The organism is Janthinobacterium sp. RA13 (genome assembly GCF_000745325.1).
GTDB classification, from domain to species: Bacteria; Pseudomonadota; Gammaproteobacteria; order Burkholderiales; family Burkholderiaceae_D; genus Janthinobacterium; species Janthinobacterium rivuli.
Genome location: NZ_JQNP01000001.1, coordinates 2,843,354 through 2,856,357 on the forward strand (window position 1 = coordinate 2,843,354; position 13,004 = coordinate 2,856,357).

Below are 13,004 nucleotides of genomic sequence, written 5' to 3' on the forward strand. Positions count from 1 at the left end.
TCCAGCCGCGCTGAAATCACGCTCTATGCGAGCGCCTCGGCACGCGTTGCATAGCGCTGCTGCGCCAGGTAAATCTCTTCATCGGCTTTGGCTTGCGCAATATCCTGTGTTAAGTTTTCGCTCCACACAAATTCTTCGGGTGCTTCTTTCGCCTCGATGCCGGCCGTCGGCATGCGTTGCAGCTCCTTCTCGTGCACGCTTTTCCGGAAGAAACCACTTTGCGGGTAATAGCCTCGGCGCAAGATATAGCCGCCACCCTCGCGCCGCGTATAGGTTTGCGTGGTGATCAGCCTGCTACGCATGTCGGCGCTGTCGGCATCCGTACGGATCGGATAGGGAGTGCCATACTGCACTTCCTTGACCAGTGCTTCCTCTTCCGGCGTCAATGCTTCGCCATTCTTCTGTTTCAGTTGCGCGGCTTCCGTCTTTCGGCTGAGCTCATATACGCGTTTATAAAAGCCGTCTTTAGGCGGTTTATCGGCGAACGAGGCGATCCTGGCCCGCTTGTCGTATTCCGTCACTTCGCCTGCCATATAAAAGCCGGCCAGGGAATCATGCACATAGTCGTCAAAAAAACGCATCACTTCGGGCGGCAGCGGTTTGGGGTGATCGAATATGTCGAGCGCCCATGCTTCCCAATCATCCAAGGAGATGTGATTTTGGGCGCGATAGTATTGCCAGTGATTGATGCGCGCAATGTCCCGGGCGCTGAACGGTTGCCCCTCATCGCCATGAAGGAAGGCTTTGCGCGCGCGCAGCGCTTCCAGATCGCCTGCCAGCAAGCGGTTATAGGAACCCAGATCCTCCCGCTCCTGCGCGCTGGCCGCCTTGAAGCTGGCCGTGGCCTCCAAGGTCTTGACGCGCACGGCGCGCCAGCGGTAATACAGCTCCATGTGCTTGCTCAGCAAACCGCCTTGCTTGTTAAGCTCGGCGGTATATGCTTCCCATGCCTTGGCAAGCTCTTGACTGACCTGGAAATCAACTTGCACCGTAGCTTCCAGTTTGCTGAACGGCCTCAAAGGCACGCCCTTGAGGCGAGCCTCCTTGAACATATGCGCCAGCGGAATTTGCGACAGCAAGGCCGCTTGTCCGCCACGCCCCTTTCCCTGCTCGCCCGGGCCATAACCGCCCCCGACATCGGAGTGGACGCCAGGAAAATATACTTCCTCGATTTTCCCTTCCAGGCGCGTGACGGGAAAATTCATGCGCTGCTCATGCGTGGCAATACAATGCAGACCTGCCTGGACGCAGGACGGCAATGGCTTGAGCAATTCATTGGCCCAGGCCCAATGGCCATCGAACATCGCGCCAGGCGCGATCGTGGTTTTCGCCACCGACCCCGAACTGCCCACGGTTGCCACCGTATCAAAGACGCCAAGAAAATCGATGCTGGCAAGGATGCCGGCAAACTTCTGCACCTTATCTTTGGGCGGTGTGAGCAAATCGGCAAACAACTGGCAAAACGCCACCGCCTCGGCGGCGCCACGCGAAAAACCGAACACGGACAAGGTCAGCGATGGAATATGCGGCTTCGGTTGTGCCGCCATCGCCGCTTTGAGTTTTTCAATATGCTCAGCGAACCAGTCAGAGTGGGTCATGAAACGCTCCCTGCCAGTTGAGGGATGCGGCACCTTTTTGTGGCCTACGTCATTATCATAAGTACGGGCAAGTTCGCCAGCCTTATCTGATTTATATAATGGAGTTTCATCTCCGTATACCGTTCGATGAACTGCATTTAAAACCTGCAACAACCCCCATATAATGCGTGGCTGCCCTCCTTTGGCAAAAGCCTTCCCCTCATCAGACTCAGTCAGTTCACCAATTTCCTTAAATGGCGTTCCCACGCCAGGAATGTAATATCGGTAATACCCGGCACCCCGCTTATCAGATGGAAAAGCAGAAAATAGACGCGCCACATTGCTATGACTGGCGTCATTGGGATCTACTACAACATCATCAATAGGTATGGGTTTCTTTGTTTTTTGATCGAGTACGCCCGTTCTAACCCCATTCTTATCGCGCTCCAGATTGTTATTGGTTCCATCAAAGAAAATCCCAACCCTCACTGGAATACTGCACGGCGCGCTACCTTCATTAGCACATGCCTCCTTGGCAATTTCGGATTGTTCTTTCATCGACGGATTTAAAAAAAAATCGACGGGAAACGGCGCGGAATTTGGAGTTTCACTGATCATAATATCAAGGAATATTGGCAGGTTTTCCGGAGTGAAGAATAGGATGAGTTTTTGCCCCCCCTCCAGCATTTGACACGACAACCCTCACCTTATCATTGGGGAAGAAATGCATATAGATATCGCCAGGCTCATCGTATTTTTCCACTTCCACCATTTTTTCTTTAATAATATGTTTTAGTCCATCCGGCATATCCCACCGCACCCGAACCATCATTCCCGGATACCACACTCTCGGGATAGAGGCGCAACAGATTTCTGCTCCCCCCGCCCCCCATCTGGCCATATCCGCACCTCCAGCCCCATCCACCGACGCGGAGTAAATGAAATTCCCGGTATGATTCACAATACCCACCTGCGCTGTCGCGGTAGGACTTGGGCCAGCTTGCTCAACCTGCCTGGCCTTGAGGGCGCAGCCGCTCAACAGCAAGGCAGTGCCAAGATACATAATCCATTTCATGATTTTCCTTTTATCAAAGTAAGCAGTTGAATGAACAAGGCTAGGCAGCCGAGCGCGCCCGCCAGAAATCGTCGGGCAGCGTGTCGAGCTCGGACAGGTAATTCGCCCCCTGGCGCGTGCGCCGCAACAGGCTGGCCATCGCAGGATGCAAGGTGAAATCATCGGCCAGCATCAAGGCCAGGGCGCTGAAATGCTGACGCTGGCCCGCCGCCTCGATGCCGCTGGCGTTTGCTACAAGTAAATGACGCGCCACGCGCGCGTGGCACTGGGCCGGAGTGCCGGAGTGAAACAGGTCCGGCTGCACATCATGCAGATTGGCAAGGATGGCGTCGGCTTCGGCGCTATCCACCAGGGCGGCGAAGGCGGCGTCGCCGAGGGGGAATTTATCAAACTCCGCAGGGACGGGACTGGGCTGCGCCTCGCCCTGCCAACTGATCAACGAACCATCGCGCTGCAGCGACCACCAGTGGTAGATGGGGCTCAGCAAATGCGCGGACTGCGTTTCAGTCAAGGCTGCCAGCAAGGCCGGCAATGTGCGGCTATCGGCCCAGCGCACGGGCCATTCGACGGTATCTGGCGTGATGGCAATCAAATAGGGGCGCAGATGCTGCTCCAGCTGGTCGATATCGAGCGTGCTGGCGATGATGCTGAGCATGGGCTTGCCTGCACACAGCGAAAACAGGCGCTGCAGCCACTCGGCCTGCTCGCGGCTTGCCGATGGCGCAGCCATTAAATGCGGTGCAGCGCTCTTGAAGTTTTGCAGCGAGGTATACGCATACAGCGACTGGCGCCGCAAACGGCTCGGGTAACGCTTGGTGAAAAACTCCTCATCGCAGGCGCCGTCGAGCAGCGCCAGCAAATGCAAGGGCTGGCCGCCATTCGCCACCGCCGCTTCCGCGCACAAGGCCTGCAGTTGCTGTGCGATCTGCGCTGGAACTGCAGGGTCAGGAAGATCGATGGCAAAGTACATCATGGCTCCTTTTCTAGGCTGCCGTGGGCGCGACAAACGGGCTGCCGCTACGCAAGGCCGCCAGCAGGCACGCTTTGCAGACGCTGGCAGGCAGCGCCGGCAATGGATAAGCGAGCCGCTCCGGCCCGATAAAACTCTTCTTGCCGGCATGCACCGTGATCTTGCCCGGGCACTGCACGGTGATGTTGCCGCCCTCGATGGTGATGTTGGCGCCGCCCGCCGTCGACAGGCGGATGCTTTTCGCCGCCGCCCAGTCGATGTGCGCGGCGGCGCTGACGATATTGACTTCCTCGCGCGCCTGCACGTTGAGCACGTCGGCCTGCGCCTGCAGGTCGATGGCCTGTTTGGCGGCGATCAGTTGCAGGCCGATATTGTTCTCGCCCGCCTTGACCACGCCGGCCAGCGCGCCGATGGCCTGGCCGCTGTGCACGCGCAACTGGCCGCCGCCGACGAACTGGGTGTCCTGGCCGCTCATCAGGGAGGTGGTTTCGCCATTCGCCAACTGGATATCCTGGCCCGCCAGCACGCCCAGGCCGGCGCGGGCGGCGATGGCGATGATGGCGTCGCTGCTGTGCGGCAGCTTGTCGTCGCCGGGGCTGGTCGGCTTGCCCGCCGCGTCGCTCCTGGCGGCGGCCGTATTTTCCTGGCTCAGCATGCCGGAAACGCTGGTCAGGAACGCCGGCAAGGGCGCCGCCTTTTCGTCGAGCACGCTGGCATTCGCCTTGGCCGGGCCCAGGTGGCTGGCATACGCGACCGTCTTGTGCGTGACGGCGGCGGCGCTGAAGGTTGCACCCAGCTTGGCTGCCTGCTTGAGCAAGACCATGCCGGGCGCATTGTCGCCGGCCGGATCGCGCGCCTGCGCGTCGTGGTTGACGAGGTAGCTGGAAATGAGCAGGCCGGCGCCGGCCCGCACGGCGCCGTAAGCGTCGGTGCGCAGCTCGGCGCCCGTGCCGCGCAGGCTGCCCCGGTAATTGTCGGCCGCATGGATCAGGTGGCCAAGATTGAGTTCGCTTGCCGCATGGCTGCTCTTGAGCTGGATGCGCCCTTGCTGGTCGGTATCGTCGAACAGCAACTGGTTGTAGCCAGAGCCGGAGCCGGCGGCGCCGAATTCCTTGCTGCGGATGCCCCATTGCGCCGCGCCGTTGCGGTGGCCCGCGCTGCCGCCAGCCGCGCCATGCCAGAGCGGACTGTTGCCGCCAGCCACGTTGCCCTGCGCCGATGGCGCATGGTCGCGCGCCGGCTCGAAGACGCTGGCGTCCGCGGGCTTGTCCGTGATGCCGCCCGGCGTGGGCGCGACGCCGCCCTCGCCTTGCCCGTTGTACAGGGCGCCGACGATGATGGGCCGGTCGATATCGTTTTCCAGAAATTGCACCAGCACTTCCTGGCCGATGCGCGGCAGGAACTGGCTGCCCATGCCGCCGCCGGCCGAGCGCTGCGCCACGCGCACCCAGCAGGTGGCGCTGCCGTCAAGTTGCCAGTGGAAACGGATGCGCACCCGGCCCAGCTTGTCGCAATGGATTTCGCTGCCGCCGCTGGCGCTGGTGCCGCCGTCGGCGCCGACGACGATGGCGCTCTGGCTGCCGCAGGCCGTCGGTTTCGGGTGGTGGCGCGCGTCGCCGCCGTCATGCACGGGGCGCCATGGCGTTGCCGCGGCAAGCATCTCGATGCAGTTGGCGTAACCGCTGGCTTTCGCCTGGGCAATCGCGGCGGCAAAGTCGGCAAAGCCGTCGCCCAGGCCAGGCATGGCTTCTTGCAGCAGTTCGGGCACTGGGCCGAACAGTTCTGCCAGCGCCTGCGACGCGGGCGCCGGCAGGTTGTTGATGCCGATGCTGGCCACGCGGAGCACGACATAGTCGGATGCGGCGCCGTCGGCCTGCGGCAACGGCCCCTGCGTCAGGGTAAAGCGCGTGCCGGCGCGCAGGGTGCGTACCGTCGAGCGCGCCTGCCACAACTGGGCGCGCGCTTCGCGCGACTGCATCTGCAGCGCGGCATAGTGCTGCGCCTGCGCGCCATTCGCATACCAGTACTGGCCCGGCGTATCGTAACTTTCCAGCACGGTGGCATGCTTGCCGCCGATGGCCAGATTCGTCGGCACGCTGGCGGCGACCGCCTTCTTGGCCTTGTAATCGTAGCTCAGTACGCTACTCAGCCCGACGTGCAGGCTGCGCCGCGCGCACAGCGCTTGCACGCTGTCGCTCGCTTCGCCGGCCCTGGCGCCATGAAAGCGCAAGCCGCCGCCTTGCGCGCTGCTGGCGTCCTCGGGCGTGGCGCAGGGCTGGCTGCTGTCGGCGAACAAAATCAGCGTGTGCGCCTCGAAGCGCCAGGCGATGCCCTCTTCCGTCAGCAGCCGGCGCACGAAATCGTAGTCCGATTCCCGGTACTGGCAACAATAGCTGCGCTCGCCCGCCTGCCGCATGCACTGCGCCACCTCGTCGCTCCATTGCCACAGGGCATGCGGCGCATAGGCTTGCAATACCTCGTCGACGATGGCCGTCACGCTCCGGTCTTGCCATACGCGGCTGTTACGCACTTGCGTCAGCAGCCACAGCCAGGGCGTGATGCGCAAGCGGTAGCGCGCCAGGCCGCCATTGCTGCCCAGCATGGCCGCTGCGCTGATATAGCCGGAAAACTGCGTGCGCGTGCCGTCGGCCAGGCTGATATGCAGGCTGGCAGGCTGGCCCAGCAGGGAGGCCAGCGCAACATGGGCATTCGTGGACAAGGCGATAATCTCGCGCGCGCCAACCGCCTGCAGCCGGTCATCGGCGGCGAAGGCTTCGACCAGCAAGCCGCCGTCCTGTCCATCATCGCCGATGGACAATGCATACAGACGCGTCGCACCATTGAAGGCGGCTACCGCGCTAACGATATCTTGTGTCAAAGGATGCTCTTCATCTGGAAAGTGGCATCACACATTGCTTATCAAAACAATGTGCAAAATAAACAAGTCCAGGCAATTATGCGCGAGTTCTCAAAAAAGCAAGATTCAATTGAACAAGTAGTGCGCGGGGAAGACAATAGTCGATGCTTCGGGCAATGGATTCGGTACAATACTCCGGCAAGCCCATTCACTCTTTCCCGTGCAGCCATGAACCAACTCGAACAACTGAAGCAATTTACTACCGTGGTGGCCGACACCGGCGACTTCCAATCGATCCAGGCTTACACGCCGCGCGATGCGACGACGAATCCGTCGCTGATCCTGAAGGCCGTGCAAAAGGATGAATACAAGCCGCTGCTGGAAAAGGCCGTGCGCGACCATCCGAACGCCTCGACCGCCGAAATCATCGACCGCCTGCTGATCGCCTTTGGCGTGGAAATCCTGCAAACCATCCCCGGCCGCGTCTCCACCGAAGTCGATGCGCGCCTGTCGTTCGACACGGAAGGTACTGTCGCCAAGGGCCGCGACCTGATCGCCCTGTATTCGAACGCCGGCATTGCCCGCGAGCGCGTGCTGATCAAGATCGCCTCCACCTGGGAAGGCATCCGCGCCGCCGCCATCCTGGAAAAGGAAGGCATCCGCTGCAACATGACCCTGCTGTTCTCGCTGGCCCAGGCCATCGCCTGCGCCGAAGCGGGCGCGCAGCTGATTTCGCCGTTCGTCGGCCGCATCTACGACTGGTACAAGAAATCGACGGGCATCGACTACATGGGCGCGGAAGATCCGGGCGTGCAATCGGTCCGCCGCATCTACAATTACTACCGCAAGTTCGGCTACAAGACCGAGGTGATGGGCGCGAGCTTCCGCAACACGTCGCAAATCCTCGAACTGGCCGGCTGCGACCTGCTCACCATCAGCCCCGACCTGCTGCAAAAGCTGGCCGACAGCGATGCGCCGGTGGAACGCAAGCTGAGCGCCGAAGCGGCGCCGTCGACCAACATCGTGCAAATGTCGCTGAACGAAGAAGCCTTCCGCTTCATGATGAATGAAGACGCGATGGCGACGGAAAAACTGGCCGAAGGCATCCGCGCCTTCTGCGTCGATTCCGGCAAGCTGAAACAGATGGTCGCGGCACTGCGTTAATCGCTGATCCTCACCGCAAAAAAAGCGGCGTCCGTGCAATGCACGGCGCCGCTTTTTTCATGCCCGCGTGATCAGGAGCAGCGGAAGGTAGCTACGCCCTGGTAATTGGCGCCATTTGCCAAGACCACCTTGTAGCCGCCCGTGACGAGGTAGCTCCCCGTGCCGCCGTCGCCCAGCGCCAGCAGCATGCCCGAGCTGCCACCCAGGAAGCCGCCGCTGATGACCGTCATGGCCGGCGTGTTGATCGTGCCGCTGCCGCTGGCCTTGCCGGTGCTGCCGCCGGCCGTGGCATCGACCGTCATGGCCAGCGCGGCGCCCGCGGCGCCAAAGGACAAGGTGGCGCTGCCGCTTGCCGTGCCGTAATAGCCGTCCTGCTGCACGCTGGCGCCGCCCGTATAGCTGGGCGCCGTAAACTTGCCCGCATCACATTGGAAGGTGCCGGAGAAGGGCAAGGCGGCCACCGTGTTGTAGACGCTGTAATGGGCGCTGGCATTGTTGCCGCTCATGACCGTGCTGCCGCTGCTGCGCGTGAGGGTACCGGTGAACCACCGTCCCTGCGCAAATGCCGCATCGCCGACAATGTCGCGCGTGATGGCGGGCGTGCCGCTGAAGCTGGCGCCCGAGATCTCGCTCAGGGCGCCGGAACTGTCTTGCGCCACGCTGCCCAAGGTACCGTAAGCCTGGCTGGCAACGGCCAGCAGCAGGTAGCGCGGGCTCAGCCCCTTCGCAAACGGCGCGTTGACGCTGCCCGTGTCGCTGCCGGCGGACGGCGGAGTGACCGGTGTCACCGGGGGGACTGGATTGACGGGCTGGGCCGGATTCGCGGCAACCTGGGCATCGGAGGAGGAAGAGCCGCCGCCACAGGCACTGAGGGTGGCAGCCAGCAAGACTGGCAGAACAAGGTTGAAGGCACAGGTGGTTTTTTTCATGTATCTCTTATCAGTCAAAAAAAGGCAAGGACGGCACGCTTGCAATGCATCTTTAGTTTTCAAATAATATTGCTTTTTCCTCTCAACTGTCGCACGCCTGCCACCGCCCTTTGGCACGGCATGACGCTACAATCGCTACAATAGGCAATCGCCACCAGCCGCCACGCGCATGTCCTTCACCCTGCCTGCTTCGTCCGCCATCACCATCCGCCTGGGCCGCCGCGCCCGCGCCCGCATTGCCGAAAACGGCTTGCGCGCGAGCGACATCGCCATCGTCCCTGCCGCCGCGGGCGGGCCGAAAGGCTTGATCCTGCATCAGCTCGATTGCTGGCTGTTCGGTGATTTTCTGGCGCAGGCGCCGCGCCCGCGCCACTTCGTCGGCGCCTCGATCGGCGCCTGGCGCATGGCCGCCGCCGTGTTTCCCGACCCGGTGGCCGCGCAGCGCCGCCTGGTGCGCGCATACGTGGGCCAGCGCTATCCCGACAAGCCCGAGGCGGCGCACGTCAGCCGCACCTGCCGCGCCCTGCTCGACGCCGTGCTCGACGGCCAGGATGCGCAGCTGCTGCGGCACGAGCGCCACAGCCTGTCGGTGCTGGCCGTGCGCGGCGTCGGCGCGCTGGCGCAGCCGGGAAAATGGCGCGACCGGCGCGGCTTTCTGCTGGCGGCCGCCGGCAACGCCGTGGCGCGCGCGCGCCTGGCCGCCTCGCTGGAACGCGCCGTGTTCCATGCCGGGCCGGATGGCGCCAGCTGGCTGCGCTCGCGCTTCGACGCCTTTCATTCCCACTTCGTGCCGCTGGCGCAAGAGAACCTGCGCGACGCGCTGCTCGCCTCCGGCTCCATCCCGCTGGTGCTCGATGCCGTGACGGACATCGCTGGCGCGCCGCCAGGGCGCTACTGGGACGGCGGCCTGGTCGACTATCATTTGCACCTGCCCTACCAGCGCGAACCGGATCTGGTGCTGTACCCGCATTTTGCCGACCATATCGTGCCGGGCTGGCTGGACAAGGCCATGCCCTGGCGCCGCGCGCGCAGCGGCGATAGCGCACTCGACAACATGATCCTCGTCTCGCCCTCGCCCGCCTTCGTGGCCAGCCTGCCGAACGGCAAACTGCCGGACCGGCGCGACTTCCCCCATTACGGGCAAGACCACGCGGCGCGCATGCGCGACTGGCGCCGCGCCATCGCGGAAAGCGAACGCATGGCGGCCGCCTTCGCCCGCTGGGCCGAGCAGCCCGACCTGCACCAGGCGCTCGACCTGTAGCACGGGCGAGACTGCAACAGGCGCCAAAACAAGCGCGCTTTTCCCTCGCCTATTGGTCACTTATCAGTGCATACTATGTCGCACAGGCAATTAAATCCCCTCTGCGACAGGAGCTCCAACCATGCACGCCCTCTCCCACCTTCGTATCGGCACGCGCCTGGCTGCAGGCTTCGCGCTGGTGCTGCTGCTGTCCGTGATCTCCACCTCGTATGCGCTGTACAGCGCTCACGTGAATGCCGAAGCGACGCGGCAAATGATGGAAAAACCGCTGGCCAAGGAACGCCTCGTATCGGACTGGTACGTGCTGATCTATTCGGCCATCGCGCGCACCTCGATGATCGCCAAAAGCACGGATGAAACCCTGTCCAGCGTGTTTGCCGACACCATCGCCGACAGCACCAAACAGGGCAGCGAACTGCTGAAGAAAATCGAGGCGCTGCTCGACAGCGACGAGGAAAAAGCCATCTTCAAATCGTCCATCGCCGAGCGCGTCAAATACCAGGACGCCAAGACCCTGGTGATGAATGCGCGCAAGGCCGGCGACGCGGCGCAGGCGGAAAGCACCTACCGCGACAGCTTCGCGCCGGCCGCCGCCAAATACCAGAACAACGTCAAGGCCCTGCTGTCGCAGCAGCGCCAGGCCATCGACGCCACGGCACACGCGATCGAGGCGGCCAACGGACGCAGCTTCACCCTGCTGCTGACCTTGTGCGTGCTGGTGGTGGCGCTGGGCAGCGTCTGCGCCTGGCTGATCACGCGCTCGATCACGCAACCGTTGAAGGCCGCCGTGAAGGTCGCCGAAACGGTGGCCGATGGCGACTTGCGCACGCACTTCGGCACGCCCGCCAGCGATGAAATAGGCGACCTGATGCGCGCGCTGCACGGCATGAACGAGGCACTGCGCAAGGTGGTGTCGGAAGTGCAGACGGGGACCAATGCGATCGCCACGGCGTCGGGCGAAATCGCCGCCGGCAACCAGGATCTGTCGGCGCGCACGGAGCAGCAAGCCAGTTCGCTGGAAGAGACGGCGTCGTCGATGGAAGAACTGACCAGCACCGTCAAGCAGAATGCGGACAATGCGCGCCAGGCCAACCAGATGGCGGTGGCCGCTTCCGGCGTGGCCGAACGGGGCGGCAGCATCGTCAGCCAGGTGGTCGACACCATGGGCGCCATCGATACGGCATCGACGAAAATCGTCGACATCATCGGCGTCATCGACGGCATCGCCTTCCAGACGAATATCCTGGCATTGAACGCGGCCGTCGAAGCGGCGCGCGCCGGTGAGCAGGGGCGCGGCTTTGCCGTCGTCGCCACGGAAGTGCGCAGCCTGGCGCAGCGCTCGGCCGCAGCGGCGCGCGAAATCAAGACCCTGATCGGCGACTCGGTGGAGCAGGTCAACAACGGCACGCGGCTGGTGCAGCAGGCCGGCAACACCATGGGCGAAGTGGTCGACAGCGTGCGCCGGGTCACCGACATCATGGCCGAAATCACTGCCGCCAGCGCCGAGCAAAGCATGGGCATCGACCAGGTCAACCAGGCCATCGCGCAGATGGACCAGGTGACGCAGCAAAATGCGGCCCTGGTGGAAGAAGCGGCGGCAGCGGCCGAAAGCATGCAGGACCAGGCCGCGCGCCTGGCGCAAGTGGCGGCCGGCTTCCAGCTCGAACACATGGCCGCGGCGGCGCCGGTGCGCACCGCGCGGCCGGCGCCCACCCAGCTGGCCAAGCCGGCGGCCAGGAGCGCCACCGCCAGGCAACCCAGCATCGCGACCAGGAGCGCGCCTGCCGCGCGCAAGCCCCAGGCGCAGGTGGCTGGCGAGCAGGATTGGGAAGAGTTTTAGGCTGGCAACAGGACCCGCCAAAAGGGTTTGACAGCGCCGTGGCGCGCGAGGATACTGGCTTCAGGTGGCAGGGCGCTCCACCGGCAGCGATACGTGTTGCGCCTGACATCGTTCTGCGGGAGCACGAACATGAAAAGTATCCGCCGCGTCAGCGAACAGCTGCGCCTGGGCTTCCTGTCCCCCTTGCTGCTGTGCGCAGCCCTTGTCGGCTGCGCCACGGCGCCCGTCACGCCGCCTCCGCCCGACCTGTTCAACGATGCCAGCTTTGCCGCGCCGGCCGTGCCGGTCGACCCGCAGCAGGCGTTTGCCATGAGCGAGGCCATGCGGCTTTATGTGCGTGTCGATATCGCGCGCGAGGCGCGCAGCAAGAATCCCCGCCGCGCGCTGGCCGATGCCCTGCGCAACCGGGCCGGGCTGCAGCTGGAATATGATGCCGCCATGACGCGCACGGCGGCGCAGGCGTTCGATGCGCGCAGCGGCAATTGCCTGTCGCTGGTGCTGATGACGGCGGCACTGGCCAAGGAGATGGGGCTGGAAGTACGTTACCAGGTGGTCCTGGGCGAAGAGAGCTGGAGCCGCAGCGGTGACATGTATTTCGTCGCCGGCCACGTCAATCTCGCGCTGGAACGCCGCCCCCTCAGCAATGCGGTCGGCTACGATTCCGATGCCATCCTGCTCATCGACTTCCTGCCCGGCGAAGACCTCGTCGGCCAGCGCACGCAGGAAGTGCGCGAGGCAACCATCCTGGCCATGTACCTCAACAATCGCGCCGCCGAAACCATGGCCAGCGGCGAGCTCGATCAAGCCTACTGGTATGCCCGCGCCGCCATCCTGCAAGACCCCACGTTTGCGGGCTCCTTCAATACCCTGGGTATCATCCAGCTGCGCCACGGCGATACCGAACCGGCGCGGCGCACGCTCGCTTACGCACTGGAACGCTCGCCATCGAACACCGTGCTGCTGTCCAACCTGGCGCAGGCACTCGACGGCCTGGGCCGCGCGGAGGAAGCGCAGCTGCTGCGGCGCAAATTGCTGGCCCTGCAGCCAGAGCCGCCGTTCCACTTTTTCAACCAGGGCCAGCGCGCCATGGAAACGGCCGACTACCAGGAAGCGGCGCGCCTGTTCAAGCGCGAGATCGCGCGCGACCCCTACTACCATGAATTCCACTTCTGGCTGGCGCAGGCGTATGCGCGCATGGGTCAGCTGGCGCAGGCCGGACGCCAGCTGGAACTGGCGATGGACAACAGCACCACGCGCGGCGAGCACGGACTATACGCGGCCAAGCTGCAGCGCCTGCGCGCCGCCAGCGCGCATTAGCGCATCAGGCAGCG

At 63.4% G+C, this 13,004-nt stretch carries 9 protein-coding genes; 4 read left to right on the top strand and 5 right to left on the bottom strand.

Annotated features, from left to right (window positions below; translation table 11 throughout):
- Window positions 1-23: 23 nt before the first annotated feature.
- From FG13_RS12580 to FG13_RS12590, 4 genes are read right to left on the bottom strand one after another with little or no spacing between them, the layout of a single operon-like run.
- A complete protein-coding gene (locus FG13_RS12580; RefSeq protein WP_081922560.1) occupies window positions 24-2,195 on the bottom strand; it encodes a phospholipase effector Tle1 domain-containing protein in 2,172 nt (723 codons plus the stop codon).
- A gap of 4 nt (window positions 2,196-2,199) precedes the next feature.
- Window positions 2,200-2,652 carry a DUF3304 domain-containing protein gene (locus FG13_RS29475; protein WP_158300203.1) on the bottom strand — a complete coding sequence of 151 codons (453 nt, stop codon included), beginning with the start codon at window positions 2,650-2,652 and terminating at the stop codon, window positions 2,200-2,202.
- A 40-nt stretch (window positions 2,653-2,692) separates the two neighbouring features.
- Window positions 2,693-3,625: a DUF4123 domain-containing protein gene (locus tag FG13_RS12585; protein ID WP_235211724.1), complete on the bottom strand. Its 933-nt coding sequence runs from the start codon at window positions 3,623-3,625 to the stop codon at window positions 2,693-2,695.
- Window positions 3,626-3,635: 10 nt separating this feature from the next.
- A complete protein-coding gene (locus FG13_RS12590) occupies window positions 3,636-6,500 on the bottom strand; it encodes a type VI secretion system Vgr family protein (RefSeq protein ID WP_035821307.1) in 2,865 nt (954 codons plus the stop codon).
- A 207-nt stretch (window positions 6,501-6,707) separates the two neighbouring features.
- Here FG13_RS12590 and tal point away from each other — a divergent pair, with 207 nt between their 5' ends.
- Window positions 6,708-7,643 (top strand): transaldolase, encoded by a 936-nt coding sequence (gene tal, locus FG13_RS12595; protein ID WP_035821310.1) that lies wholly within the window; start codon window positions 6,708-6,710, stop codon window positions 7,641-7,643.
- A 71-nt stretch (window positions 7,644-7,714) separates the two neighbouring features.
- Here the strand turns inward: tal and FG13_RS12600 are convergent, their stop codons facing one another.
- A complete protein-coding gene (locus FG13_RS12600; protein WP_035821312.1) occupies window positions 7,715-8,572 on the bottom strand; it encodes a hypothetical protein in 858 nt (285 codons plus the stop codon).
- Between the two features lie 169 nt (window positions 8,573-8,741).
- On the opposite strand from FG13_RS12600, the gene FG13_RS12605 reads away from it, so the two are divergent.
- The 3 genes from FG13_RS12605 (at window position 8,742) to FG13_RS12615 (ending at window position 12,990) form a co-directional block, all read left to right on the top strand.
- On the top strand, window positions 8,742-9,833 hold the full coding sequence (locus tag FG13_RS12605) for a patatin-like phospholipase family protein (RefSeq protein ID WP_035821314.1): 1,092 nt from the start codon (window positions 8,742-8,744) through the stop codon (window positions 9,831-9,833).
- Window positions 9,834-9,954: 121 nt separating this feature from the next.
- The gene (locus FG13_RS12610) at window positions 9,955-11,673 is read left to right on the top strand and encodes a methyl-accepting chemotaxis protein (protein ID WP_035821316.1); all 1,719 of its coding nucleotides are present in this window, start codon (window positions 9,955-9,957) and stop codon (window positions 11,671-11,673) included.
- A gap of 129 nt (window positions 11,674-11,802) precedes the next feature.
- Window positions 11,803-12,990, top strand: coding sequence for a tetratricopeptide repeat protein (locus FG13_RS12615; RefSeq protein ID WP_152598760.1), 1,188 nt, complete (start codon window positions 11,803-11,805; stop codon window positions 12,988-12,990).
- Window positions 12,991-13,004: the final 14 nt, after the last annotated feature.